Origin of the sequence: Nocardia sp. NPDC088792 (assembly GCF_044750615.1) — a bacterium.
Lineage (GTDB): Bacteria > Actinomycetota > Actinomycetes > Mycobacteriales > Mycobacteriaceae > Nocardia.
Genome location: NZ_JBIVKC010000006.1, coordinates 381,196 through 407,130 on the forward strand (window position 1 = coordinate 381,196; position 25,935 = coordinate 407,130).

25 protein-coding genes are annotated in these 25,935 nt (G+C 68.2%); 10 read left to right on the top strand and 15 right to left on the bottom strand.

What is annotated here, in order from left to right; genetic code table 11:
- From ACIP5Y_RS38025 to ACIP5Y_RS38040, 4 genes are all read left to right on the top strand, one after another.
- A complete protein-coding gene (locus ACIP5Y_RS38025; protein WP_400357426.1) occupies nt 1-1,209 on the top strand; it encodes a cytochrome P450 in 1,209 nt (402 codons plus the stop codon).
- A 15-nt stretch (nt 1,210-1,224) separates the two neighbouring features.
- Complete coding sequence (locus ACIP5Y_RS38030; protein WP_400357428.1) at nt 1,225-2,058, top strand: alpha/beta fold hydrolase; 834 nt, start codon at nt 1,225-1,227, stop codon at nt 2,056-2,058.
- Between the two features lie 139 nt (nt 2,059-2,197).
- Nucleotides 2,198-4,021 carry a DUF3556 domain-containing protein gene (locus ACIP5Y_RS38035; RefSeq protein ID WP_400357430.1) on the top strand — a complete coding sequence of 608 codons (1,824 nt, stop codon included), beginning with the start codon at nt 2,198-2,200 and terminating at the stop codon, nt 4,019-4,021.
- A complete protein-coding gene (locus ACIP5Y_RS38040) occupies nt 4,018-5,433 on the top strand; it encodes a phytoene desaturase family protein (RefSeq protein WP_400357432.1) in 1,416 nt (471 codons plus the stop codon). The genes ACIP5Y_RS38035 and ACIP5Y_RS38040 overlap by 4 nt, the downstream gene beginning before the upstream one ends.
- Before the next feature lie 12 nt (nt 5,434-5,445).
- On the opposite strand, the gene ACIP5Y_RS38045 is transcribed toward ACIP5Y_RS38040, so the two are convergent.
- On the bottom strand, nt 5,446-6,294 hold the full coding sequence (locus ACIP5Y_RS38045; protein ID WP_400357433.1) for a LysR family transcriptional regulator: 849 nt from the start codon (nt 6,292-6,294) through the stop codon (nt 5,446-5,448).
- A 93-nt stretch (nt 6,295-6,387) separates the two neighbouring features.
- On the opposite strand from ACIP5Y_RS38045, the gene ACIP5Y_RS38050 reads away from it, so the two are divergent.
- Both ACIP5Y_RS38050 and ACIP5Y_RS38055 read left to right on the top strand, forming a co-directional pair.
- Nucleotides 6,388-7,119, top strand: coding sequence for an SDR family oxidoreductase (locus ACIP5Y_RS38050; RefSeq protein WP_400357435.1), 732 nt, complete (start codon nt 6,388-6,390; stop codon nt 7,117-7,119).
- A gap of 24 nt (nt 7,120-7,143) precedes the next feature.
- A complete protein-coding gene (locus ACIP5Y_RS38055) occupies nt 7,144-7,338 on the top strand; it encodes a hypothetical protein (protein WP_400357437.1) in 195 nt (64 codons plus the stop codon).
- Nucleotides 7,339-7,373: 35 nt separating this feature from the next.
- On the opposite strand, the gene ACIP5Y_RS38060 is transcribed toward ACIP5Y_RS38055, so the two are convergent.
- The 5 genes from ACIP5Y_RS38060 to ACIP5Y_RS38080 form a co-directional block, all read right to left on the bottom strand.
- Entirely contained in the window at nt 7,374-8,123 is a 750-nt protein-coding gene (locus ACIP5Y_RS38060) for a sulfite exporter TauE/SafE family protein (RefSeq protein ID WP_400358061.1), read from the bottom strand.
- Nucleotides 8,124-8,220: 97 nt separating this feature from the next.
- On the bottom strand, nt 8,221-8,937 hold the full coding sequence (locus ACIP5Y_RS38065) for a haloacid dehalogenase type II (protein WP_400357439.1): 717 nt from the start codon (nt 8,935-8,937) through the stop codon (nt 8,221-8,223).
- Nucleotides 8,938-8,978: 41 nt separating this feature from the next.
- The gene (gene xdhC / locus ACIP5Y_RS38070) at nt 8,979-9,803 is read right to left on the bottom strand and encodes a xanthine dehydrogenase accessory protein XdhC (protein ID WP_400357441.1); all 825 of its coding nucleotides are present in this window, start codon (nt 9,801-9,803) and stop codon (nt 8,979-8,981) included.
- Entirely contained in the window at nt 9,796-12,177 is a 2,382-nt protein-coding gene (xdhB, locus tag ACIP5Y_RS38075; RefSeq protein WP_400357443.1) for a xanthine dehydrogenase molybdopterin binding subunit, read from the bottom strand. Before xdhB ends, xdhC begins: the two co-directional genes overlap by 8 nt.
- A gap of 19 nt (nt 12,178-12,196) precedes the next feature.
- On the bottom strand, nt 12,197-12,604 hold the full coding sequence (locus ACIP5Y_RS38080; protein ID WP_400357445.1) for a hypothetical protein: 408 nt from the start codon (nt 12,602-12,604) through the stop codon (nt 12,197-12,199).
- Between the two features lie 292 nt (nt 12,605-12,896).
- Here ACIP5Y_RS38080 and ACIP5Y_RS38085 point away from each other — a divergent pair, with 292 nt between their 5' ends.
- Nucleotides 12,897-14,333 carry a nucleobase:cation symporter-2 family protein gene (locus tag ACIP5Y_RS38085; protein WP_400357447.1) on the top strand — a complete coding sequence of 479 codons (1,437 nt, stop codon included), beginning with the start codon at nt 12,897-12,899 and terminating at the stop codon, nt 14,331-14,333.
- A 34-nt stretch (nt 14,334-14,367) separates the two neighbouring features.
- Here ACIP5Y_RS38085 and ACIP5Y_RS38090 read toward each other — a convergent pair whose 3' ends face one another.
- From ACIP5Y_RS38090 to ACIP5Y_RS38120, 7 genes are all read right to left on the bottom strand, one after another.
- Nucleotides 14,368-15,477 (bottom strand): SLC13 family permease, encoded by a 1,110-nt coding sequence (locus ACIP5Y_RS38090; protein WP_400357449.1) that lies wholly within the window; start codon nt 15,475-15,477, stop codon nt 14,368-14,370.
- A gap of 146 nt (nt 15,478-15,623) precedes the next feature.
- Nucleotides 15,624-15,764 carry a hypothetical protein gene (locus ACIP5Y_RS38095; RefSeq protein WP_400357451.1) on the bottom strand — a complete coding sequence of 47 codons (141 nt, stop codon included), beginning with the start codon at nt 15,762-15,764 and terminating at the stop codon, nt 15,624-15,626.
- Nucleotides 15,765-16,063: 299 nt separating this feature from the next.
- Entirely contained in the window at nt 16,064-16,579 is a 516-nt protein-coding gene (locus ACIP5Y_RS38100) for a hypothetical protein (protein WP_400358063.1), read from the bottom strand.
- Nucleotides 16,580-16,608: 29 nt separating this feature from the next.
- Nucleotides 16,609-17,751, bottom strand: a complete 1,143-nt coding sequence (locus ACIP5Y_RS38105) for a hypothetical protein (RefSeq protein WP_400357453.1) — start codon at nt 17,749-17,751, stop codon at nt 16,609-16,611.
- Nucleotides 17,752-17,801: 50 nt separating this feature from the next.
- Nucleotides 17,802-18,209: a FixH family protein gene (locus ACIP5Y_RS38110; protein ID WP_400357454.1), complete on the bottom strand. Its 408-nt coding sequence runs from the start codon at nt 18,207-18,209 to the stop codon at nt 17,802-17,804.
- Complete coding sequence (locus tag ACIP5Y_RS38115; RefSeq protein WP_400357456.1) at nt 18,206-19,651, bottom strand: hypothetical protein; 1,446 nt, start codon at nt 19,649-19,651, stop codon at nt 18,206-18,208. Before ACIP5Y_RS38115 ends, ACIP5Y_RS38110 begins: the two co-directional genes overlap by 4 nt.
- A 94-nt stretch (nt 19,652-19,745) precedes the next feature.
- Nucleotides 19,746-21,395: a sulfatase-like hydrolase/transferase gene (locus tag ACIP5Y_RS38120; protein WP_400357458.1), complete on the bottom strand. Its 1,650-nt coding sequence runs from the start codon at nt 21,393-21,395 to the stop codon at nt 19,746-19,748.
- A 184-nt stretch (nt 21,396-21,579) separates the two neighbouring features.
- Here ACIP5Y_RS38120 and ACIP5Y_RS38125 point away from each other — a divergent pair, with 184 nt between their 5' ends.
- Nucleotides 21,580-22,941: a putative glycoside hydrolase gene (locus tag ACIP5Y_RS38125; protein ID WP_400357460.1), complete on the top strand. Its 1,362-nt coding sequence runs from the start codon at nt 21,580-21,582 to the stop codon at nt 22,939-22,941.
- 72 nt (nt 22,942-23,013) lie between these two features.
- Nucleotides 23,014-23,916 (top strand): LLM class flavin-dependent oxidoreductase, encoded by a 903-nt coding sequence (locus ACIP5Y_RS38130; RefSeq protein WP_400358064.1) that lies wholly within the window; start codon nt 23,014-23,016, stop codon nt 23,914-23,916.
- Nucleotides 23,917-23,941: 25 nt separating this feature from the next.
- Here ACIP5Y_RS38130 and ACIP5Y_RS38135 read toward each other — a convergent pair whose 3' ends face one another.
- On the bottom strand, nt 23,942-24,973 hold the full coding sequence (locus ACIP5Y_RS38135) for a phosphatidylserine/phosphatidylglycerophosphate/cardiolipin synthase family protein (protein WP_400357462.1): 1,032 nt from the start codon (nt 24,971-24,973) through the stop codon (nt 23,942-23,944).
- A gap of 55 nt (nt 24,974-25,028) precedes the next feature.
- Entirely contained in the window at nt 25,029-25,466 is a 438-nt protein-coding gene (locus ACIP5Y_RS38140) for a RidA family protein (protein WP_400357464.1), read from the bottom strand.
- A 77-nt stretch (nt 25,467-25,543) separates the two neighbouring features.
- Between ACIP5Y_RS38140 and ACIP5Y_RS38145 the strand changes: the two genes are divergently transcribed.
- Nucleotides 25,544-25,930 carry a winged helix-turn-helix transcriptional regulator gene (locus tag ACIP5Y_RS38145; RefSeq protein WP_400357466.1) on the top strand — a complete coding sequence of 129 codons (387 nt, stop codon included), beginning with the start codon at nt 25,544-25,546 and terminating at the stop codon, nt 25,928-25,930.
- The last annotated feature ends 5 nt before the right edge of the window (nt 25,931-25,935 follow it).

Genomic DNA, 25,935 nt, shown 5'->3' on the forward strand with positions numbered 1-25,935 from the left:
GTGACCACCGCGCCGTTCGTCTTCGATCCGTTCGCACCCGATTACGCGGCGGACCCGTATCCGCACTATGCGCGTTTGCGCACCCAGGCCCCGGTATACGAGCATCCGCTCGGCTTCTGGATCGTGTCCAGGTACGCGGATGTGGCCGCGCTGCAACGCGCCTCGCACTCGGTCGACGAGGCGAACCTGACCCGCCTGCCCGCCTGGAAGAGCGACAGCGCCACCCTCGGCAAACGGAATCGGATGATGGGCGGGATGTCCATGCTGGATCAGGACCCGCCCGATCACACCCGCTTGCGCCGCCTGGTCGCCAAGGCCTTCACGCGCCGGGCGGTGGAGGACCTGCAGCCCCGCATCGAAGCCTACGTCGACACCGCACTGGACCGGATGGCGGCGGCCGGGCGCGTGGATGTAGTTGCCGAGCTGGCTTTTCCCTTGCCGTTCACGATCATCTCGGAAATGCTCGGCATTCCGGTGGCCGACGACGCGCGGCTGCGGGAACTCACCGCCATGGTGGTGCTCTCGCTCGAACCGCTCGCGGATCCGCAGCTGCAGGAACGGGTCCGGGCGGCCGATGCGGAACTGTTCGGCCGCGTGGGTGAACTGGTCCGGTGGAAGCGCGCGCATCCGGGTGACGATCTACTGAGCGCGCTGATCGCCGCCGAGCACGAGGGCGACGTGCTCAGCGAGGACGAGCTGACCGCACAGGTGATGTTCCTGTATCTGGCCGGGCACGAGACCACCGTGAACCATCTGGCGGGCGGGCTGCTCGCCCTGCTGCGGCATCCGGAGCAGGCCGGGCGACTGCGCACCGAGCCGGCGCTGGCCGCCAACGCCGTAGAGGAGCTGCTGCGCTACGACTCCCCGGTCCACCTGATGCGCCGCATCACCGTCGAGCCGCTGACCATCGACGAGATCGAGATCCCCACCGGCAGCTGGGTGCTCGGCTGCATCGCGGCCGCCAATCGGGATCCCGGATTCTGGGGCGAGGACGCCGCCGAACTGCGCCTGGACCGGCCGATCGCCGTGCAGCACGGTTCGTTCGGCGCCGGTATCCATCACTGCGCCGGCGCCGCCCTGGTCCGGCTGGAGAGCCGGATCGCTCTGCCCGCCTTCGTCCGGCGCTTCCCGGACGCTGTGGTGGAGGACGTGCGCTGGAACGGCCGCATCAATGTCCGCGGCCCCGCCGAACTCATCGTCACGGTATAGCCGAGGAGCCGCCCCATGCCGACCATTCAGCTCGACGGTGTGCCGATCGCGTACTCCGACACCGGGATTCCGCCCGGTTATCCCGGTGCGCCGACCATCGTCTTCGGCCACGGCCTGTTGTTCGGCGGCTGGATGTTCGGCCCGCAGATCGCCGCGCTGCGCGAGCGCTACCGCTGCGTCACCATCGATTGGCGCGGTCAGGGCGAGACGCCGAGGGTGCCGGGCGGCGGCTACGACATGGACACCCTCACCGCAGATGCTGCCGCGCTGATCCGCGCCCTCGATCTCGCACCGGTGCACTGGGTCGGGCTGTCGATGGGCGGCTTCGTCGGCCAGCGCCTCGCCGCCCGCCACGGCGAACTACTGCGCTCACTGACGCTGCTGGATACCAGTGCAGGACAAGAGGATCCGGCCAAGGTGGCCGAGTACAAGCGACTCGCGCTGGCCTTGCGCCTGCTCGGCTTCCGTGCGATCCAGCGTCTGGTCGAGCCGCACATGTTCGGTCCGGCCTTCCGCGCGGATCCGGCCGCGCGCCCGATCATCCGGGAATGGTCGGCGCGGCTGCGCCGGGCCGACCGGGCCGCCCTCCAGCAGGCCGTGCTGGGCGTGGCCGACCGTGCCGCCGTCCTGGACGAGATCTCCGCCATCACCGTGCCCACCCTGATCGCGGTGGGCGCCGACGATCAGGCCACACCGCCGCCCGGCGCCCGCGAGCTCGCCGACCGCATTCCCGCGGCCCGCCTGGAGTTCATCGAGAACTGCGGCCACACCAGCACCCTGGAACAACCCGGCGTGGTCACCGGTCTGCTCGCGGGCTTCCTGGAATCGATTTCGCACTCGCTCGGCTGACGGGCCGCCCCACACCGGGTATCGGATTGTTCTCCGGCGACAACTCCCGCGCCGGATTTCGTCGATGCGCGACGGTGCCGCCGGCCGCCCGGATTTCTACCGTTATCGCCAGTTGTCCGATAACCAAGGGTGAGAAATCATGGGATTCACGAAACCCGATCTGCCGCAGGTGGATCCGCACACGTTTCTGCAGCTGCCGCTCATGGAGCGGATGCGCATCCTGGCGCTGCACTGGGCCGAGCACGGGTTCGGGTCGCCGCGGATGGTGCATACCGTATACATCGTCAAACTGCTGGTGCTCTATGTGCTGGGTGGGGTACTGGTCGCCACGCTCACATCGAATCTGCCCGCCTTCTGGCATGTTTCGCAGTGGTGGAATCAGCCGATCGTCTACCAGAAGGTGATTCTGTGGACCGTGCTGCTGGAGACCATCGGCATTGCGGGCTCCTGGGGGCCGCTGGCGGGCAAGGTGAAACCGATGACCGGTGGCATTCTGTTCTGGGCCCGGCCGGGGACCATCCGGTTACGGCCGTGGACATGGGTGCCGGGGACGGCGGGAAATCGCCGCAACCGGCTCGATGTCGGGCTGTATGCCGCCCTGCTGATCAGCCTCGTGGTCGCGCTGGCTTTCCCTGGCGTGCACAGTGATTCGCTGTCGGCGGTGGTGCCGGGCAATACCTCGGGGCTGGTCCGGCCCGCGCTGTTGATCGCGCCGATCGTGCTGCTCATATTGAACGGCCTGCGCGACAAGACCATCTTCCTGGGCGCTCGCGGCGAGCAGTATCTGCCCGCGCTGATCTTCTTCACCGTGCTGCCGTTCGTCGACATGATCATCGCGCTGAAACTGCTGATCCTGGTGGTGTGGGTCGGTGCGGGCGTGTCCAAGTTCGGCAAGCACTTCTCGCACGTGGTGCCGCCGATGGTGAGCAACAGTCCGTCGGTGCCGTTCACCTGGTTGAAGCGCGCGCACTATCGGGACTTTCCGCGCGATCTGCGCCCGTCGCGGGTGGCCGATCTGATGGCGCACGTCGGTGGCACCACCATCGAGGTGGTCGTCCCGCTGGTGCTGTTCTTCTCGACGAACAAGTGGCTGACGCTGGCGGCCGTGGCGGTGATGGTGATCTTCCACCTGTTCATCGTGTCGACGTTCCCGCTGGCGGTGCCGCTGGAATGGAATGTGCTGTTCGCGTACGCGACCGTGTTCCTGTTCCTCGGCTTCCCGAACTGGAAGGGGTACGCGCTCACCGATATCTCCGCGCCCTGGCTGGCCGTACTGCTGATCGCCGCGTTGCTGGTGTTCCCGATTCTGGGCAACTTCCGGCCCGACAAGGTGTCGTTCCTGCCGTCCATGCGGCAGTACGCCGGCAACTGGGCGTCGGCGGTGTGGGCCTTCGCTCCGGGCGCGGAGGGCAAACTGGATGGGGTGACCCGTACCGCGAAGAATCAGGTCGACCAGTTCGTCGAATTCGGTTACGAACCGGAATGGGCCGAAGTGACCATGCAGCTCACCACCGCCTGGCGCACCATGCACAGTCAGGGCCGCGGACTGTTCTCGGTGCTGCTGAAGAACCTGCCCGATATCGACACCCGCACCGTGCGCGAGGCCGAGTTCAGCTGTAACTCGCTGATCGGCTTCAACTTCGGCGACGGGCACCTGCACAACGAGGACATGATCGCCGCCGTCCAGCAGGAAGCGGGCTTCGAACCCGGTGAGCTGGTGGTGGTCTGGGTGGAATCACAGGCCTGGGGCAGCGGGGTACAGCACTACAAGGTGATCGACGCCGCGCTGGGCGTCACCGAACGCGGCACCTGGCGGGTGGCCGACGCGGTGGCCGAACAACCCTGGCTGCCCAACGGGCCCATCCCCTTGACGGTCACCTGGACCGCGGCGGCGGGCACGCCCGGCGAGCCGGATCACGTGGTGAGCGAACAGGATCGGCGCGGACACGGGGCGCGGGCATGACGACCGCGACGGTGGTGGGCGGCGGGCCCAATGGACTCGCCGCCGCCGTGCGCCTGGCCCGCGCGGGCGTGCAGGTGACCCTGCTGGAGGCCGCCGACGAGGTCGGCGGCGGCACCCGTACCCACGAAGCGCTCGTGCCCGGCCTGCTGCACGACCGGTGCTCGGCCACCCATCCCATGGCCGCGGGCTCGCCGTTCCTCGCCGAGCTCGGCCTGGAGCGGTACGGATTGTCCTGGCGCACAGCGGAAATCGACTGTGTGCATCCGCTCGACGGCGGCCGGGCCGGGGTCCTGCACCGCTCGGTGGACGAGACGGCCACCGGATTCGGGCCCGACGGCGGCCGCTGGCGGGCCCTGTTCGCCGGGCCCTCGGCCCGCTACGACGAACTGGCCCAGGACATTCTGAGCCCGCTGCTGCGCGTGCCACGGCATCCGCTGACCCTGACCCGGTTCGGCGTGCCGACCCTGCTGCCCGCCTCGGCGCTGGCCCGGACCTTCCGCACCGACGAGGCGCGCGCCTTGTTCGGAGGCATTGCGGCCCATGCCTTCCGGCCCCTGCACCTGCCCCTCACCTCGGCCATCGGGCTCGGCATTCTCACCGCCGGGCACCGCTACGGCTGGCCGGTCGCCGCGGGTGGTTCGCAATCGATCACGAATGCGCTGGCCGCCTTGCTGACCGAACTCGGCGGCAAGATCGAGACCGGCACCCGGATCGAGGCCGCCGCGCAGCTCCCGGACAGCGATGTGACGCTCTTCGACCTGGCCCCCGATGCGGTCGCGGATATTCTCGGCGACCGCCTGCCCGCCCGGATCGTCCGCGCTTACCGCCGATTCCGGCAGGGCCCGGCCGCCTTCAAGGTGGACTTCGCCATCCAGGACGGCGTCCCGTGGACCAGCGCACCCGCCCGCCGCGCCGGTACCGTTCATGTGATCGGGGACTACGCCGAATTGGCCGCCACCGAGCGTGCCGTGCATGCCGGCCGCATGCCCGAAAGACCGTTCGTCCTGGTCGGCCAGCAGTACCTGGCCGATCCGCAGCGCTCGGCCGGTGACATCCATCCGCTGTGGGCCTACGCCCATGCGCCCAATGGATATACCGGTGACGCGACCGCGGCGATCATCGCGCAGATCGAACGGTTCGCGCCCGGATTCCGGGACCGGATCATCGCGCACTCGACGCGCAATCCCGCCCAATTGGCTGCCTACAACCCGAATTACGTCGGCGGCGACATCATGACCGGCGCCAAGGACATCCGCCAGCTGGTGTTCGGACCGCGAACCACGCTGTCCCCGTACAGCATCGGCATCCCGGGCATGTACATCTGCTCCGCCGCCACCCCACCCGGACCGGGCGCCCACGGGATGTGCGGCGCCCACGCCGCCGACCTGGCCCTCGCCCGGCTCCGGCGCTGAACGGCGATATCGCTAGAGCCTGGTGGCCGCGCGGATCAGCCCGGCGAGCGCCCGGGAACGGCTGTGCGGCGGCCACGCGATGACGGTGGTCACCGCGGGCGCGTCCACCACCGGGACAGCGGCCAGATCGGGTTGCAGGTGGATGCGGGACGATTCCGGCAGCACCGCCGCGGCGCGGCCCAGGGCGATGAGCTGATACAGCTGCGTGCTGCTGTGCACCTCCGGTCCGGGGCCCTCGGGATAGTCGCCGGCGGGCCGGGGCCAGCGCGGCAGCGGCAGGTCGGGGAGCCCGGTGATATCGGCCAGGCGGACGGTCGCGCGGGCGCTGAGGGCGTGCCCGGCGGGCAGCACGACGACCTGCCCTTCGGTCTGCAGCTCCTCGGTGTCGAAGTCGGCCGTCGAGTCGAACGGGAGGTGTAGCAGCGCCACATCGGCGCGCCCGTCCCGCAGTACCTGCTGCTGCTCGCCGGGCCCGCACAGCACCACTTCGACCGCCACCGCATCGGGCTCGGCGGCGTACGCGTCGAGCAGCTTCCGCAGCAGTTCGCTGGAGGCGCCCGCCTTCGTGACGAGCACCAGCTCGGGACCACCGGCCGCCGTGCGCGCGGCCCGGCGGGTGCGGCGGTCCGCGGCATCGACCGCGTGCAGCGCCGCGCGTCCCTCGTTCAGCAGCACCGAACCGGCTTCGGTCAAGGTGACCGCACGGCTGTTGCGATCCAGCAGCGTTACCCCGAGCCGTCTTTCGAGTTGGCGTATCGCCCGTGACAGGGGTGGCTGCGCGATCCCGAGCCGCTGTGCGGCCCGGCCGAAATGCAACTCCTCGGCGACGGCGACGAAGTACCGCAGTTCTCGCGTCTCCATGACAACCACGGTACCGGCAACGATACCGCTGAGGTATCGCTGCCCACCCACATGGTCTTGGACGTTTCCTTGCGGCACGGACAGATTGGAGACATGAGTGACAAGACGATCGCGCTGGTCACCGGCGCGAACAAGGGGATCGGATACGAAATCGCCGTGGGGCTGGGCGCACTCGGCTGGAGCGTCGGCGTCGGCGCGCGGGACGAGCGCCGCCGCGAGGAGGCCGTGGCGAAGTTGCGGGCGGCCGGCGCCGACGCGTTCGGCGTCCCACTGGACGTCACCGATGATGCGAGCGTGACCGCCGCGGCGCGGCTGCTCGACGAGCGCGCCGGACGCCTCGACGTGCTCGTCAACAATGCCGGCGTCACCGGCGGGATGCCGCAGGAACCGACCCGGGCGGATCTCGACGCCGTGCGAACTGCCGTGGAAACCAATGTGATCGGCGTTATCCGCGTCACCAATGCGCTGCTGCCGCTGCTGCGCCGCTCGGCCTCGCCGCGCATCGTGAACATGTCCAGCAGCGTCGGTTCGCTCACCCTGCAGGCGTCGGATGCGTCCGAGGTGGCGGCGAGCCCGGTGTCCGCCGCCTACGCGCCGTCGAAGAGCTTCCTCAATGCCGTCATGATCCAGTACGTGAAAGAGCTGCGCGGCAGCAATATTCTGATCAATGCCGGCTGCCCGGGTTACACCGCGACCGACCTCAACGGTTTCCATGGCGTCCGCACGCCCGAGCAGGGTGCGGCCATCGCCATCCGGCTCGCGACCCTGCCCGACGACGGACCGACCGGCGGGTTCTTCGACGACGCCGGGGTTGTGCCCTGGTGACGGCCCCGTGAGACCATGTCCGGCATGGATGAGGCGGGACGGCGGGTCGAACGTGGGCCGCGGTGGCGGATAGGCGTTTTCGCGCTCGCGCTGACCTTCGTGTTCAGCACGGCGTGGACCGTCGGATGGATTTCGTCCGGGCGGCAGGTCGATTCGTCGGTCACGGTTCCCGGGCACCGGCAGCCCGGCATGCCGGGCATGGATATGGGCGGGCACTGACTGTCGTTGCTCGAGCTGGGCGCCGACTGTCGTTGTCAGAAGGCGAATTTCACTGCCATGGCGAGACCGCAGGTGGCGGCGAGAATGCGCAGGGCGGTGCCGGGCATGCGGCGGGCCACCGACGGCCCGATACGGCCGCCCAGGAACGAGCCCAGGGCCAAGGGAATGACGAAGGCCCAGTGCACCGGTCCGAAGAACGCGAATCCGATGGCGGCAGCGCCGTTTCCGGCAAAGCTGACCAGGGCCTTCACCGCATTGGACTGCTGGGCCGTCCACGTCGGATACATGGCGGCGAGAATCGCGAGAATCATGACCGCGCCCGCGGCGCCGAAGTAACCGGTGTACACGGCGGAGGCCAGGAACGCGGCATAGAGCCAGCGCGAGGGCCGATGCGGCGGGTCGGTGGCGTGCTCGGCCCGGCGGCGCGCGAGATAGGGCTGGGCCAGCAGGAACAGCGATGAGCCGCCGATGAGGAACGGCACCACCACATGGAAGGTGGAGGCGGGCGCGAGCAGCAGCAGGGCGGCGCCGATCGCGCCGCCGATCGCCGCCAGCGCGCTCAGCTTCAGGATGATCTCACGTTTGCCGGACAACTCGGGGCGGGAACCCGCGGCCGCGCCCGCACCGGTGAACAGCACCGCCATGGTGTTGGTGACATTCGCCGAGACGGGCGGCAATCCCATGGCCAGCAGTGCCGGATAGGAAATGAGCGACGCGACGCTGGTGAGCACGCCCGCCAGCCCCGAACCGAATCCTATGAGCAGCAACAGGAGGGCCTGGGTCATCGTCACCGGTGCACTCCGACTCGCCTTCGCCCGACATCAGTATCCGGGTAGAACGTTACCCGGGCTTACAAATCTCGATCGGTCCGGGCGGCACAGCTCAGCAGCCGAGCGCCGCGGCCAGGGCGGGGAAGCTGTTCACATTGAAGTCGGCGGCCGGATCGGTGCGGTCGGTGGCGTGATCCGGGCCTTGCTCGTAGGGGCGTTCGACGTAGGCGGTGTGGAAACCCGCGGACCGGGCGCCCGACAGATCCCAGCGATGGGCGGCGACCATGAGGATCCGGTCCGGCGGCAGATCCAGCAGCTCGGCCGCGGTCAGATACGCCTGCGAACCGGGCTTGTAGGTCCGCGCGAGTTCGGCGGACAGCACACAGTCGAAGGGCAGGTTCTCCGACTTGATCAGTCGCGTCATGAGCGCGAAGCCGCCATTGGACAGCGCGGCCACGGTGTAGCGGGTGCGGAGGCGCTTGAGGCCGGGCGTGGCGTCGGGCCAGGCGGGCAGGCGATGCCAGGTGCGCACCAACCGGTTTCGCGCGGTGTCGTCGAGCGCCGCGCCGACGCCGTGGCGGTCCAGCAACTCGTCGAGCGATTCCCGGTGCAGGGTGTCCAGGTACGCCCACTTGCGTTCGCCGTCGCGGACCCGTTCCAGCGCGGGCAGATACCGCGCCCGCCATTCGGAGACGAACCCGCCGGCCTCGAGGTCCACACCCGCCGCCCGGAATATCGTCTCGGCCTGCCGGCTGACACCCGTGTACCAGTCGACGGTGGTACCGAAGATATCGAAGGTAATGGCCTCGATGGCATCCGGATCGAACACATCGCCTCCTGAAATGTCGTGTCCCACAGGCTACCTCGACTTCAACCGGTGATGGGCCGATGCTCGAAGGCGTGCAGCAGGTCAGCGGCGACACCGACCGCGATGACGGCGGGTTCCTTACCGGTGATCTCGGGCAGGCCGATGGGCGTTTTGATGCGGGTGAGCGTTGCCGGATCATGGCCGCCCTCGGTGATCAGCCGGCTGCGGAAGCGCGACCATTTGGCGGCGGAGCCGATGAGCCCGATGGAATCGAAGTGGCCCAGCCGCAGCGCCGCATCGCAGAGCGCCGCGTCCTCGGCGTGGTCATGGGTCATGATCAGCACGTGACTGCCGGCCGGCAGCTGCTCGAGTACCTCCTCCGGCAGCAGCGGGGTGTGGTGAACGTGTATCCGCGCCACCGCATCCGAGAGCGCCGCGAGCCGTTCCGCGGAGAGCATGTCGGGCCGGGTGTCGATCAGGTGCAACTCCAGATCGTGGCGGGCCAGGATGCGCGCCAGCTCGATCCCCACATGCCCGACGCCGAAGATCGCCACCGCGGGCACCACCGGCAGCGGCTCCAGCAGCAGGGTGACCACGCCGCCGCAGCATTGCACGCCGTGCTCGCCGATCACCTTGTCGTTCAAGGCGAATTCCATGAGTTCCGGTTCGGCCTCGGTCTTGCCCAGCAGTTCGCGTCCCCGCTCGATGGCGACGGCCTCGATATTGCCGCCGCCGATCGAGCCCCACGTATCCGCCGGGCCCACAACGAGTTTCGCGCCCGGGCGGCGGGGCGCGTGCCCGCGGACGGTCGCCACCGTCACCAATACGCCCGGCTCCCGGCAAGTGCGCAGGTGGGTGATCGCGGCCACCCAGTTCAGGTCAGACATTGATCCGGCTCGGCTCTTCGATGGTGGTCTCGCCGGGCGCGTTCGCGGCGCGCCGGGCGGCGTCCAGCGCCCAGTACACGGCCTCCGGCGTGGCCGGGGCGCCGAGTGCGACGCTGATCCCCTCGGGTCCGAAGGCCGCGGCGGCCTGCCGCAATGCCTCACGCACCGAAAAGGCCAGCATGAGCGGCGGTTCGCCGACGGCCTTGGATCCGTAGACCGCGCCCTCCTCGGTGGCGTTCGCAAGCAGCGTGACATTGAAGACCTCGGGCATCTCCGAAAAGCTGGGCAGCTTGTAGGTACTCGCGGCCTGGGTGAGGAGTCGGCCGCGGCCGGGCCCGGTGCCGGTATCCCAGCGCAGTTCTTCGAGCGTCAGCCAGCCCGCGCCCTGCACGAAGCCGCCCTCGACCTGACCGAGATCGATGAGCGGGGAGAGGCTGTCGCCGACATCGTGCACGATGTCGACCCGGCGGATGCGGTAGGCGCCGGTGAAGCCGTCGACCTCCACCTCGGCCGCGGCGGCCCCGTAGGCGAAGTACTTGAACGGGGTGCCCTGCATGGCCTGTGCGTCCCAGTGCAGGCCCTCGGTCCGGTAGAAACCGGCCGCCGACAACTGAACTCGCTGCTGGTACGCGGTGCGGACCAGGGTGTTCCAGTCCAGGGTCCGCGTCTCGTCCCCGAGCGGCCGTGCAATGCCCTCGGTCAGGCGCACATCCGCGGGACCGACGCCGAATTGTGTTGCGGCGACTCGCATCAGCCGCTCACGCAACTGCTCGCAGGCGTTCTTGACCGCCGCGCCATTGAGGTCGGCGCCGGAGCTGGCCGCGGTGGCGGAAGTATTGGGCACCTTGTCCGTTCGCGTCGGCGCCAGTCGCACCTTCGGCAGCGGAATACCCAGCGTGGTGGCGGCCACCTGCAGCATCTTGGTGTGCAGGCCCTGACCCATCTCGGTGCCACCGTGATTGATGAGCACCGAGCCGTCCTTGTAGATCAGCACCAGCGCCCCGCCCTGATTGAAGGTGGTCAGGTTGAACGAGATACCGAACTTGACCCCGGTCACGGCGAGCCCGCGCTTGGTATTGCGGTGCGCCGCATTGAATTCCGCGATCCCGCGCCGCCGCGCATCGACCTCGCCCCGCTCGATGACCTGCTCCCAGGTGGCGGCGATCCGCTCCGGGTGCCGCACCACCTGCCCGTAGGGCGTGGATTGGCCGGCCCGGTAGAAGTTGCGCCGCCGCAACTCCATCGGATCCAGTCCGAGCAGCGGCGCGCAACGGCCCAGCAGATCCTCCATCACCAGCATGCCCTGCGGTCCGCCGAAACCACGGAAGGCGGTATTGGAGGTCTTGTTGGTCTTGGCGATGCGACCGAGGAAGCGCGCGTTGGGAATCCAGTAGACATTGTCGATGTGGCAGAGCGCGCGGGCCAGCACCGGCTCCGACAGGTCCAGGCTCCAGCCGCCGTCCGCGGTGAGGGTGGTGTCCAGCGCCAGCACGTGCCCCTGGGCGTCGAAGCCGGCCCGCCAGCTCGCGTGGAATCCGTGCCGCTTACCGGACATGGTCAGATCCTGGGTCCGGTTGAGCCGCAGCCGGACCGGCCGCCCGGTCAGCGTCGCGCCCAGCGCGGCAATGGCGGCGAACCCGTGCGGTTGCATCTCCTTGCCGCCGAACCCGCCGCCCATGCGCAGGCACTGCACGGTGATCTCGTGACTGTGCAGGCCGAGGACATGGGCGACGATTTCCTGTGTCTCCGAAGGATGCTGGGTGCTGGACTGCACGAAAACCTGTCCGCCCTCGTCGACCAGGGCCAGCGCGGCGTGCGTCTCCAGATAGAAGTGCTCTTGATCGGAGAACTGGATCTCGCCGCTGTAGATGTGCGCCGCCGCGGCGAAGCCGGCCTCGATATCGCCGCGCTGCACCAGCCGCTGTGCACCCTGGAAACTGTTGGCGGACACCGCATCCACGATCGAGATCAGCGAGGGCAGCGGGGTGGTCTCGACCTCGACGGCGGCCGCGCCCAGCCGCGCGGCTTCCACGGTCTCGCCGAGCACCCAGCAGACCGCGTGCCCGTGGAACATGACCTCGTCGGGGAACAATGGCTCATCGTGCTTGACTCCGGCGTCGTTCACGCCGGGCACATCCGCGGCGGTGAGCACCCGCACCACGCCGGGCACCACCAGCGCGGGTGCGGTGCGCAGCGTGGTGATGCGCGCATGCGCCTGCATGACCTGTACCGGGTAGGCGTGCAGGACATCCTTGGTGCGTTGCACGAGATCATCGGTGTAGAGCGCTTTTCCGGTGACGTGCAGGACCGCGCTCTCGTGCGGCAGGGCCATGCCGACGGCCGGATTCTCGGGTCGCTGGGACAACCGGCTCATGACGGCCCCTTCGGATGGTTCATGACGGCACCGCCTCGGTGGTCTCCGCGTACAGCTTTCGCAAGCTCTGACCGAGCATGGCGCTGCGGTAGCGAGCGCTCGCCCGGTGATCCTCCAGCGGCGTGCCCGCCGCCTGCAGCAGCTCCGCCGCGACCTCGACGGTGGCGGCCGACCACGGCCGGCCCGTCAGTGCCTCCTCGGCGGCCCGCGCGCGGATCGGCGTCGCGGCCACGCCACCCAATCCGATGCGGGCCCTGCCCACCGTGCCGTCCTCGATGTCGAGCGCGAAGGCGACCGCACCCTCGGCGCAGCCTTCTTTCGTTCCGGTGCGGTCGTTGTCGCGCAGAAAGTCCAGGATCGTCGTATGCGTCGCGGCGGGCGAAATCGGGACGTCGTGCCCGTTGATATTGATCTGCGCTTCTACCATGCCGCACCCCGATTCTCATACCTGGACGTGCGTATAACTAAGAATATATTCTATGCCGCTTTCTGCCGCAGGCGGCCGAGCCGCAGGCAGGAGCCCCGGCTGGGATTTGGAGGATCGTACGAATGGCCGTATCGCCGCGAATGATCCGGCTGGACTATCATATAAAACGCTGTGGCGGCCGTCTTTCTACTGTAGATATGTGTATTGCGGTCAACCGGACGTCGGCTCATGGCATTTCGATGTCGCCCCCCGGTGGTTTCGGCCGTATTTCTGCTTGTCCAGGAGACATGCCATGCAAATGCGATTTTCGCGCCCCGCCCGTACTTCCGATCCCGGCGTCGCTCGGCACCCCGTCGATGAAGTTCCACCCCCGCCACGGTTGGTGCTGCTCGGTCTGCAGCACCTCGCGATCATGTATGCGGGCGCGGTCGCCGTGCCGCTGCTCGTCGGCGGTGCGCTGAAACTACCCACGCACACCATCGGCCTATTGGTGAATGCCGACCTGCTGGTGTCGGGCATCGTCACGCTCATCCAATCCATCGGCATCGGCCGGATCCTGGGTGTGCGACTACCGGTGGTCGCGGGCGCGACCTTCACCGTGGTCTCGCCGATGATCCTGATCGCGGAACAGTTCGGCGGTGGTGAGGCCGGCCTGCCCACGGTGTACGGCGCCATCCTGGTGTCGGGTGTGTTCGGCCTGCTGATCGCGCGGTTCTTCGCCAAGGTCGCGCGGTTCTTCCCGCCCTTGGTGTCGGGCTGCGTCATCTGTGTGATCGGGTTGTCGCTGATCGGCGCCGATGCCGGGCTGATCGCCGGCGACGACCCGAAATCGGCCGACTACGGCCAGATCTCGCATATCGCGCTGGCCGGGCTGGTGATCCTGCTCATCGTAGTGGTCACCAAGTTCGGGCGGGGGTTGGTGAGTCAGCTCGCGGTGCTGATCAGCGTCGCGGTCGGCACGCTGGTCGCGTGGCCGATGCATCTGGTCGACATGTCCGGGGTCGGCAAGGCGAGCTGGTTCGGCATCTCCCAGCCGTTCCACTTCGGTGCGCCGCAGTTCCATCTGGCCGCGATCATCTCCATGTGCGTGGTCATGCTGGTGACCTTCACCGAATCCACCGCCGATATGGTCGCCGTCGCCGAAATGGTCGACAAGCAGCTCGAACCCGCCGATCTGGCCCGTGGTCTGGCCGCGGACGGCCTGTCCGCCGTGCTGGCCGGCTTCATGAACTCGTTCCCCGACACCGCTTTCGCCGAGAACGTCGGCCTGGTCGGCTTGACCGGGGTGCGCAGCCGGTGGGTGGTCGCGGTCTGCGGTGGCTTCCTCGTGGTGCTCGGCCTGGTGCCCAAGGTCGGCAATGTGGTTGCGGCGCTGCCCGGTCCGGTGGTCGGCGGCGCGGCGACCGTCATGTTCGCCATGGTGACCGCGGTCGGCCTGCGTGTGCTGCACAAGGTCCAGTTCGAGGGCACCAGCAATATGCTGATCATCGCGGTCACGCTGTCGGTGGCCCTGCTGCCGGCGGTCGCGCCGAGCTTCTACACCAAGTTCCCGACCGACTTCCAGATGATCGCCAGCAGCCCGATCACCTCCGCGGTGATCGTGGTGTTCGTACTGAACCTGCTGTTCAACCACTGGCGGTCCGGCAAGGGGGCCGCCCCGGAGGCCACCGTTCCCGACACGACCAACCACGTGGTGACCATCCCGGAGAAAACCTCGCCGGCCGAGTAGAGCGGCTGTCCGGTAATCGCTTTCGGCGCGTGCGTCACACCTGGAGTGCGGCCCACGCGCCGAGCAGTACCAGCGGCATACCGGCCAGGCCGATGGCCGCGAAGGTAGTGGGCCGCACCCGCACCCCGCGGGCGCGGCAGCGATCGGCCCACAGCAGCGTGGCCAGCGAACCCCACATGGTCACCAGCGGGCCGATATTGGTGCCCAGCAGGATCTCGAACAGGCCGTGGCCGGACCCGGCCGGGACCGAGGTCTCCATGGCCAGATAGGCGGGCAGATTATTGACCAGATTGCCCGCACCCGCGGCGAGCAGGGTGGTCAGCAGGCCGGAATGATCCGCCCAGCGGGTCAGCAGCGTGCCGAGGCCGTGCTGGACCAGGGCGGCCACGAGCAGGAACAGGCCCTCGGTCATGAGCACCAGCCGCCACGGAAACAGCGACCAGCGCAGGTGTTTCCGGCCGCGCACCACGAACACGGTCAGGGCGACCAGCGCGGCGAGGGTGGCCGCGAGCCACGGCGGCACGCCGGCGGTGACGGCCACGACGAATCCCACGCAGGCCACCACACAGAGCCCGAAGGTGATCCGATCGGCGGGCGGCGAGGTCTCGGGCACGTCGTAGCGGCCGATCAATTTGCGGCGGAACAGGATCGCGAGAAAGACCACCGTCACGGTGACCGCCGCCAATTCGGGCAAGGCCATCCGGCCCGCGAACTCCACCGTCGACATCCGGCTGTGCTGCAGCGCAAGCAGATTCGTGAGATTCGAGATCGGCAGCAGCAGGCTCGCGGTATTGGCCAGCCAGATCACCAGCAGCGCGAACGGGAGCGGGGCCAGACCCAGCCGCGCGGTCAGCGCGAGCACGACGGGAGTGAGCAGCACCGCCGTCGTGTCCAGGCTCATGCCGACGGTGGTCGCCGTGGCCAGCACGGCCACCAGCGCGAACAGTGCGGCCGTCGAGCCGCGGGCCAGCCGGGCGCACCGGTCCGCGGCCGCATCGAAGACGCCTGCGGTATCGGCCAATTCGGCCAGCACAGTAATCGCGACGAGGAAGCCCAGAATCGGCAGCGCCCGGGTGACGCCGACCTCGTAGGCGGCGCCGGCGGGTAGCCATCCGGTGACCACCGCCAGCGCACCTGCCGCCATCGCATATTTCCACACTCCGCCCAGCTTGCCAGCCGCGGCTTCCACCGCCCGCGCAGCCGGCACCGGGGGACTTCCGGCGCCGGCTACTCACCGGGCATACGACCCGATCGTGCCGCACTGCGCGACCGGGTCACCCGGCGTCCGGGTCAGCCCTGCCGCATGACCGGGCCGCGCATGCCGCCACCGCCGTGATGCCAGTGGTGACCGCTGTGGATCGTCACGATCAACAGGATCAGATACAGCGCCGCGAACACCACAATCAGCGCGCCGCCGATGCACAGCTGCATACGCCTGTGTGGAATGTCCGGGAGATCGAATTCGTGCGGCCGATATTCCGGTCGGCCACCCGAGGAGGGCCACCCGGACCCGTACCGAACGACCATCCGCCCTGTCCGGACCGCATTCCGATGCGTTCGAATGTAATTCCGGAACTGTCCAGGAATTCAGGAGCAGGAATGCACGCCATCAGTTCGAAGACCGCCGGAACGCCGGTGCCCCGGACGCACTCCCGGGTACTCGAGGTGCTTTCCGGATTACTGCTCGGATTGTTGGTCGCGATTCTTTCGACGACAGTGATTCGGTGATCTCAGCCGGCGGTGGCGACCGCCCGGCTCGCGGGACGGGTGCGCCGCCAGACGTAGGTGAGGAACGCGATCAGGCCGAGCAGCGGCAAGGTGCTGATGGCCCAGCTCAGGCCGAGCGGGGGACCGGGCTGCTTCAGGACCGTCAGGTTCGTCAGCTGACCCTCGCCGTGGCCCAGGGGGCCGTCGATGGCGAACCGGAAGATCCAGTCGCCCTGTGTGTCCAGGGACCGCACATCCAGGCCCCAGACATCGCGCTTGCGGGGATGCCGCGACAAAGGGTCCGCATGGCGGATCTTGCCGTCGGGTTCCACCGTGGTCAGGGTGCCCGACTTGTCGTCGATACCACCGTCGGGAATGAAGGTGAAATCCAGCGATTGCATTGCGCGCAAAGGCCATTGGCTGAAACCGAGGGTCAGGTTGTACGGGCCCGCCTGCACATGCTCGGTGTGCACGATGTCGACGGGCTGATAGGCGGCGGCCGTACCGGTGGCCGCCGCGGTCAGCCCCAGGAAAGCGATCAGCGTTGCGACGGTGGCGAATACGCGTTTCACGCGGTCACCTCCGCGGCCGGGGCGGTCAGGCGCAGCAGCTGCCCGAAACGCCAGCCCAGGAATCCGCCGAGCGCGCCCAGGGCGGCGCCCGCGATGGTGGTGGCGATGATGACCGCCGCCCGTGCCAGGTGCGCGTCGTAGACGATGATGTCCTGCACCGGATGGAAGACCGCGATGATCGCGCCGCCCAGCCCGCCCGCCAGCGCCGGGAGCAGCCGCGCGGTCGCACCGGTCCGCCGCACCAGCAGATCGATGACGATGCCGACCGGGATCAGGCAGAACGGGATCAGCGCCGGCGTGGCCGGAATACCCCGAATATGTTCGCGCATGGGCAATCCCACGAAATCGGCGTACGCCCGCGCCGACCACGGCGCGAACCACCAGAACACGCCCTGCACGGCCGAAGCCGTGATCGCCACGGCGGTCGCCCCGCCCCGGCGCTGCGCGGCGCCCACGACCATCAGCAACACCACCATGAACGCGGTGACCGCGACGGTCCAGCGCACGCCACCGGCGCCGAGCCGCTGCACGGCCAGCGCGGTGATGGTGCTCGAGGTCAGCAGCAGGCCGAGGGACACCAGCGCACCGATCTGCCCCCAGCGCTGTCCGCGCGCCGAGGCGAACACGATGATCGTGCCCACCGCGGTCACCGTGCTGGACAGGAACAATCCGATGTGCGGCGGTGAATCGATGATCGCGTCGAAGCCGTACAGGCTGTGCCACCACAGATCCCACAGTCCGTACAGCAGGAACGAGGCCGCACCCAGGGACGCGACCATGTAGCCCAGTGGCGCGGTGAAGGTCCGGCGGAATACGCCGATACCCGGTCCGCCGAGCTCACCGTCCACCGGCCGGCCCGCGCGCCCGGCGGCGGTGGTGGCCAGAATGACCGCGAGACTGGTGAATCCGGAGATCGCGGCACTGGCGTAGATGAACAGGTGCGGCAGGGTGAAGAAGGTGTCCGGGCCGACGTCGGAGTGCCACTGGATATCCCAGGTGGCGCCGACGGCCCAGGTCAGGCTGGCGATCAGGAGGATCGACGCGGGTAGCCAGGGCCGGATGGTGAGCGGGGTGGCCGCGGTGGCGGTACGCTCGCCGGCGCTCGCCGTGCGATGGCCGCCGTTGGCGGTGAGGTCCATGAGCTGCTCCTGAGGAACGGTGCTTCGTTTCCGTTGGCTTGCTTGATGATTCAGTTCGCTTGCGTGGAGAAAGTGGCCGTGCCGGAACCTGCCGGTCCCGACAGCTGCACGGCGATCTCCCACTGTCCCGGCATGGGAAGGTTCACGGTGGCGCGGTAGTGCCCGGGCGTCACGACCGCGGCGGTAGCCGGTGGGACCGCATGACCCATCTGAGGCATGGCCGGTTCCACCGACACCTTGCCGGGCGTCGCGGGATCGCCCTGCTGGTCGGTGATTTCGAGCTCGACCTTGTTGTCGCCGGTCTTCGGTGCGCCATCACCCACGGTGAGATGGACCAGGTACGGCCCGGCCGCCATGCGCTGCACCGATTTTCCGCTGCCGCTCGGCCACAGCCACCACGCCACCAAGGCGACGACGATCAGGGCGGCGACCGCGAGAAGTCCCCGGCGCATGGTCATTTCGGATCCTCCCCTGTCACCTGGACCGTGTGCGGCACGGTCAGGACGGTATAGCCGCGTTCCGCCTGCGCCCACACCAGATATCGGCCGGGCAGCGGAAATGTGAAGGTGAACGGGACATCCGGGCCGTAGGCGGCGACCGTCTCGTCCGGAATCTGCGCCCCGACGGCGGGCATCGGTGTCATGGCGTGCGCATGCGCCCACACCGGCGCCACCGCGGCCGCCGTCCCCGCGGGCATATTGTCGGGCAGCGGGCCGACGGTGATGAGGTGACCGAGCATGCCCAGCCACGGTTGCAGATCGGCCGGTCCACCGAACTTCACCGTGAGCGTGCCCGGTTGCCCGGCGATCATCTCGGTGGTGTCGACCTCGGGTGTGGTTGCGCCGGAACCCGTTTCGGCGGGGAGCGCCGGCCCGGTCACGTGCAGCACCGATCGCACCAGCTGTACGCCGCCGCCGCGCCGCGCGAGCTCGGCGGCGACCGCGTAATCACCGGGCTCGGTGACATCGAGCTGCACCTGATACGCGCCGGGCGCGGTGCGCACCGGATGCCGATGCCAGAACTGCCCCGACGGTCCGACGATCATCAGATGCACCAGCGCATCATCGGTGACCAGCAGATCGTCGACCGGGCGCCCGGTCGCCGAATCGGTCAGTGACAGCAGCACACCGAGCGCGTGCCCGGTCACGGCCGGCCCGTCGGCGCGAACCGTCAGATTCACCGGTGGGCGTGAGTAATTCGTGGTCAGCGGCAGATCGCGTTCCGGGAACGGATTGCCGATATTGCCCGAGGTGGGATCGAGCAGACTGCCCGCGGGCCGCGGCTGCGGCGCCCGCGAGGACAGCACCGCACCGGTCACCCCGACGGTCAGTGCCGCGATGAGCGCCCCGACCGGAATCAGCGTCGCCCAGCCGCGTTTGGAGATCAGCGCGGTCCCCACCGCCACCAGCAGTAGTGCGCCGGAGGCGAAGAACCCGCCGTACGCCGCACGCTCCCAGGGCGTCACGACCTGTGCCGCCACCAGGAAGGGAATACGGGCGGTGCGCTGCCCGTCCGCTACCGCGAGCTCCCACGGCCCGGCATGATCGACCTGCAGGGTGCCGGTGTACGGCCCGGCTCTCGCACCGAGCTGGACCGTGGTCGTGGAGGTCGCCCCGCTCTGATCGGCCGGGGTGGCCGTGAGCGTGAGTGTGCCTGCCGGCGAGCCGGTGTGGGTGACGATATCGACCCGCAGCGGGCCGGGTACCGGTTGTGCGCGGCGTACGATGACCGTCAGCTCCCGTTCGCCCAGGGACTGCGCGACCATGAGATCGCCTCCGGTCGCCATGCCGTCGGCGCGGGCCCGGGGCGGGTTCACCAGCGCCAGGCCCGACAGCAGGAGGCCGATGACGCCCACCACCAGGCATAAGCCTCGTACGCGAACGGTCAACGGCAGCTGCACCTTTCCGAAGCTACCGAATGCGCGGCGGGAAGGGATCCCACCTGCGGGGGATGCGCAATCAGGGTCGGGTCAGGGTACGGGTGGATTGCCCGCCTCACTTGGGCACGAAGTCGCTCAGGAAGTCGCCGAGCCGTTCGGCCTTGGAGGCGAGGCTGCGCTGGGACTGGAAGTAGTCGTCGTAGCCCTGGTCCTGCGCGTCCTTCAGGTAGCCGGGCAGCGGCTGCTGCAGCTCGGTCTGGATGGCCTGGTTCAGCAGTCCTTCCATGCTGCCGCGCAACGGGTTTCCGGTCGCGGCCTGATTGTCCAGTTCCAGGCGGCCTTTGTCGGTCGAGTAGTCGTAGAGCTCGAACTCCTGCTCGGCGCCGCCGTCGATGCGGATCTGCCCGTCCACCCAGGTGGAGTACGAGGCGAACTTGGCGTCCGCGGTGCGCACCATGGCGACATGGCCGGGGGCATTGTGGTCGAAGAGGATCGCGGCTTCCTCGATGGTCGCCTCATCGGTGGAGTGCGCGATGAACGGGCGGCCGGGCTCGGAAGCATTGCGGCACAGGGCGGCCATATCGAGGCGGCCCCGCAGATGCTGATACCGGTCGACCGAACGCCAGTCATTGCCGCCGGTGCCGATGGTGAGCAGCAGCGGAGTCAGGTCGACGCTGGAGGTGAGTTGGTTTCGCACACTGGTGGAATCGGTGGGGCTGAGCCGCCCGCGCGGGTCGTGCACATAGAACGGCACCCGGATCGCCTCGTCGTAGGCGCCGCCGCCCTTGCCGTGCAGGCCGTGCGAGCCCGCGTAATCGCCGTGGTCCGAGGTGAAGACGATGACCGTGTTCGCGGCGACATCCGGGCGCTGGTTCAAGGTGTCGAGCACCCGGCCGATCTGGATGTCGACCTGCTGCTGCAGCCACAGATACATATTGCGCATATCGATCCAGGCGGCCTGCGCTTCGGCGGTGCCGTAGGGCGCGACACCGAAAGCGGCCGTGGACACCTGGACCAGTGCCGTCTGTAGTCGCGGTTTGGCCGCGAGCTGTTCGGGCGTCTCGAAGTTCGGCGGCAGCTGATCCACCCAGCGCTGAATGCCGGAGTTGTCCTGATCGCGGCGGGTCCAGCGCGGCCAGTACTGAATATCGTGCGGGTTCACCAGCGAGACGGTGGTGCACCAGGGCGCGGTACCGGCATCGTGCTCGAACCAGTCGACGAAATCGTCGACGATGCGCGGGTCGGCCTGCAGGCCCTGACCGGGTGCGCCGTTCGGCGACGGGTAGGTGCCGCCGCCGAATCCGTACGCGTCCAGCGCGCCCGGGGTGCGGTCGGGGTAGTGGCCGAGATGCCACTTGCCCCACCAGGTGGTTTCGTACCCGTGCTCGCGCAGCATGGAGCCCCAGGTCGGAAACTTCGGGGACAGAGTCGATTCCGACACCACCATGCACCCGGTCTGGTGGGTGTAGAGGCCGGTCACCAGGGCGCCGCGGGAGGCCGTGCAGTCGTTGGCGGCGGTGTAGTGCTGTTCGAAGGAGACGCTGCCGTGCCGGATACGCGCGAGGTTCGGCAGCACCTGATCCAGCACCTGCTGGTCCGGAAACCACATGGGCGCCCGCATCTCGTCCACGATGACGACGAGGATATTGGGCTGGTCCGGGTTCACATCCGCGCGCGCCCGCGCGGCCGGTCCGACCGCGGTCGCGGCGGCGGCCGCGCCCACCGACGCCGCCGCGCCGGTGAGAAATCCTCGTCTGCCGAACACCCTGCCTCCTACTGCCGAATGATGATCACGGGCAGCGTAGGTGAGGAAGACCTGCCCGGACATCACCCCGCTGTGGGATCGAGGTCCCTCGTGTGGGGGAGTTGCGCGAAAGTCGCGAACTCGGCGTGCCGCCCGCCGGCGCAGTGGATAGTGGTGACGTTCGAGCCGAGAAGTGGAGTGCGCGTTGCTGAAACGGTATTCGCGCGTCGGCCGGTCGCGCCCGCGGGTGTTGCTGGTCGTCGCCGTGGTGATCGTGGTGCTGGCCGGAGTGGTGGTGGGGGCGGTGTCGTCCACCGGTCCGTTCGGATTTCTCGGGTCGGGGCGGACCGCGCCCGCCTCGGCGGCGGCCCTGCCTACCGTGGAGCTGGCGCCGGTGCCGGCGGTGAACTCCTATCGCGCGCAGATCACCTTGCGCGGCAAGGCGACCGGAGCCACGAGCGTCACCGTCGCGGGCACGCCCGTGAAACCGGGAGCCGATGGGCAATTCGAGATCACCTTGCCCCGAGTGCCTTCGGGCGCGGCAGTGGTCGCGACCAACCGCGTCGGTGAGACGACCACGCCCATCGCGATCGCGGTGCACCCGCCGACCACTCGGGCCGTGCACGTCACCGCGGACGCGTGGGCCTATCAGCCGATGCGCGACGATGTGCTGGCCATGGCGCGGGCAGGCCGGATCAATACCGTCCAGCTCGATATCAAGGACGAGGACGGCGTGGTCGGTTACGACTCGCAGGTGCCGCTGGCCCGGCAATCCGGCGCCTCCGCCGCCATCTACTCCGCGCCGGAGGCCCTGAAGACCCTGCACGACATGGGCATTCGAGTGGTCGGCAGGATCGTCGCCTTCCGGGACCGCACGCTGGCCGAATGGGCCTGGCACAACGGTCATCCCGACTGGGTGGTCCAGAACCCCGCCGGCGCACCCTATTCCAGTGGTTACGGCGCGATCGCCTTCACGAATTTCGCCAGCCCCGATATTCGCCGCTACAACATCGATCTCGCCACCGAGGCCGCCCAGCTGGGCTTCGACGACATCATGTACGACTACATCCGCCGTCCCGACGGACCATCGGCCGGCATGGTCTTTCCCGGTCTGACGCAAGCCCCGGCCGACGCGGTGGTCGGCTTCCTGCACGACAGCCGCGGTCCGGTGCGGGCGGCGGGCGCGTTCCAGGGTGCGGCGGTCTTCGGTATCGCCGCGACCCGCCCGGACGAGATCGCCCAGGACATCCCGCGCATGGCAGGCGAACTCGACTATGTCGCCCCGATGCTCTATCCGTCGCACTGGAACGCCGGTGAATACGATGTCGCCGACCCGAACGCGCAGCCGTACGACATCATCTTCCGCGCGCTGGCGGACTTCCATACCCAGGTCGACCCCTCCGGCGCGGCCATCATGCCCTGGCTGCAGGACTTCACCCTCGGATTCCCGTACGGCGACGCCGAAGTCCGCGCGCAGATCCAGGCTGCCGCCGCTCAGCACATCGACAGTTTCTTCCTGTGGAATCCGGCGGTCAGCTACCACGAGGGCGCGCTGGATCCGCACTGACGACGGGAACACGCGGCGGCCACATCCGAGCTCCGAGTCGGTGGAGTGCGGCCGTGGTAAGACTGGTTCGTGATGGGACCAGTTCTCTTCGGCCTCGGGCTGGAGACCGGTGTCGACCAGGTGAGCGAGATCGTCCGCCACGCTCGCGCGGCGGACGAGGCAGGTCTGGACCTCGTTACCCTGTCCGATCATCCGGCTCTGGCCGACCGCATCGACGCCTATGCCGCACTGGGATTCGTGCTGGGCGCGACCCGCAATATCACCGCGGCGACGATCATGACGAATCTGCTGAGTCGTCCGGCGCCCATTCTCGCGCGGGCCGTCACGGGACTGTCCACCGTCTCGGGCGGCCGGTTCGTGCTCGGACTGGGTGCGGGCGGACTGCGGGAGGACATGGTCTTCCTCGGCGGCCCTCCGCTGTCGCCCGCGGCGCAGGTGCGAGCGCTGGAAGAGTCGATCACGATCGTGCGGGCCCTCTCCGGCGGTGGCGATCCGGTCACGCTCGACGGCGAGTTCTGGCAGGTCACAGACTTGATACCCGCGGCCGCGCCGACACCGCCGATCTGGGTCGGCGCGCTGGGCCCGAAGACGCTGGCCGTCACCGGCCGGCAGGCCGACGGCTGGGTGCCGGGGCATCTCGCCGACTGGCGCAGCAAGCTGGTTGCCGAATCACGGCCGAGGGTCGACGAAGCGGCCGCCGCGGCGGGACGCAACCCTGCCGATATCGTGACGATCTACAACGTGGCCGGGCCCATCACCCGCGACCCGCAGCCGCGGACCCGCGACGACGACGGCCGTTGGATCGGTGGCGGAGTGGCGCAGTGGGTGGACGAGTTGACCACCGCCGTACTCGAATACGGCGCTTCCGCTCTCATCTATCTGGACCGTCCCGGCATCATCGTCAGCGAAACGACCGTGAATCTCTGGACCCGGGAAATCGTCCCGGCCGTCCGCGAAGCAATCGCCGAGCCCTGACATAACGTCACCTTCGGAATTCGCATCACTTCCCGGTCCAGGCCGGGGCGCCGGCGAAGTCCTGATCGAAGGTTGTCGATATGTTCGAGACGATGGTCGGGGTGGTGGCGGTTGTCAGTTGTACGGACAGTTCGCGATTGCGATTCAGGCTGCCGGCCGAGGCGTTCTGGGATCCGATGGTCAAATCGGTGCCGTCGGTGAGGATCTGCTTCTCGTGGATGTAGAGCGAGGCATCGGCGGCATACACGTGAACCTGGCAGCCTGCCGCACTGACCTTGCCGAATCCGGTCTTCCACGAGGCGCTGTCGGTCATGACGATGCGGCAGTTCACGCCCCGGCGCGCATCGGCCGCGAGTGCGTCGATGATCGCCGGATCGGCCAGTTCCTCGGAACTGAAGTCCACACTCGTGCGGGCGGATTCGATCGCCGTGACCATGGGTTGCTGGGCTCCCGGCGACCAGACGAGGCCCTCGGCCTGGGTGGCCGAGCCGAGTTCATTGTTGTCGGCGGCACTGAAATCCGCATCGAAGGTGCTCTCGACAGCGGCCACCTGAGGCGCCGAGGAGTCGAAGATCCAGGCATCCCGGCTGGTCGAATAGTAGCGACTGGTTAGATTGCCCGTCCCGATCGCAGCCAAGGCGCCGTCGACCACGATGGTCTTCTGATGCACGATCACGTTGGTCGGAGCCCATTTCGCGGCAATCCCCGCCGCCGTCAGCTGATTCATCGTGTCCAGATTCGTCTTGCGCCCCGCGAAGTCCTGATCCAGCAAGACCCGAACCTGCACTCCCCGCTGCTGGTCGGCGATCACAGCGTTCAACGCCGTAGCGTCGGCGAACTCATACATCGTCATATCCAGTGATGTATGCGCCGAACTGATCAGATCATCGATGGCCTGATACCCGTCTTCAGGCTCCTGAACCAGCTGATAAGCCCCATCCGTCACACTCGTGGCCTGTCCGGCATCCGAAGCCGCCCGAGTCAACCCCCCACCCCCTACCGTCATCGCCGCACAGCACACGACGGTAGCCGCCACCCGAATCCCATTCGCCCACATGCCATTACCTCCCTGAGTAACCGAACAGTCAACCCGCCGGAAGGATCTCAGCCCGTCACCCTTCCGTCGACCCGCCGGATCCCCAGTCGATTACGGCATCCGCCTCGATCTCGACGAGTACATCGGGCTCGAACAGGCAATCGACGCCGATCGCCGACAGTGGCGGCAGCGGCTGCGGTATCCCCAGTTCGTCCGCGACACGCTCGATTCCCGCGATGAACTCCGGGTACTTGTCCGGGCTCCACCGGGTGAGGAAGAACCGGAGCCGTACGACATCCGCGAAAGTTGCCCCGGCCCCGGCCAATCCGCGCGCCGTACTCCGCAGCGCGTGCGCGATCTGCCCGGCAAGATCACCCGTCGCAACGGGATTGCCCTCGGCATCCCGCGCGATCTGCCCCGCCACATGCACCTGACGAGCACCCGCACTGATCGAAACGTGATGGTACGGAACAGGACCGAACATTCCCTCAGGCGTCAGCAACTGCACTGTCACGGCTTTCCTCTCGCTCTCGGACTAGGTATCCGATGTCTACCTGGTGCCCCAAGGGAACTTCAACGAGACTAGGTGTCATGCCGGAAACCGCCCCGCCGACTACGGGCACCCCTCAACTCGCCGACGAACACCGAGAACTACTGGATCAAGTCCTCGACAAATGGTCACTCCAAATCCTCGAAGCCCTCTGTGAAAGCCCTTTGCGCTTCAATGAACTTCGCCGAACGATTCCTGTCGTAACCCAGAAATCTCTCACCACAGCCCTCCGCCGTCTGGAACGCAACGGAATGGTCGACCGCGTGATAACCGGAACCCGCCCCGTATCCGTCGAATACCGGATCTCGCCCCTCGGCAAGTCCCTCCAATCCCTCATCGACGCGCTCCTGCATTGGTCCACCACCACCCTCCCCGCCGTCGCACGCGCCCGCGCTCACTTCGACGACCAGCTCCGAGCGGATGCATGACCTAA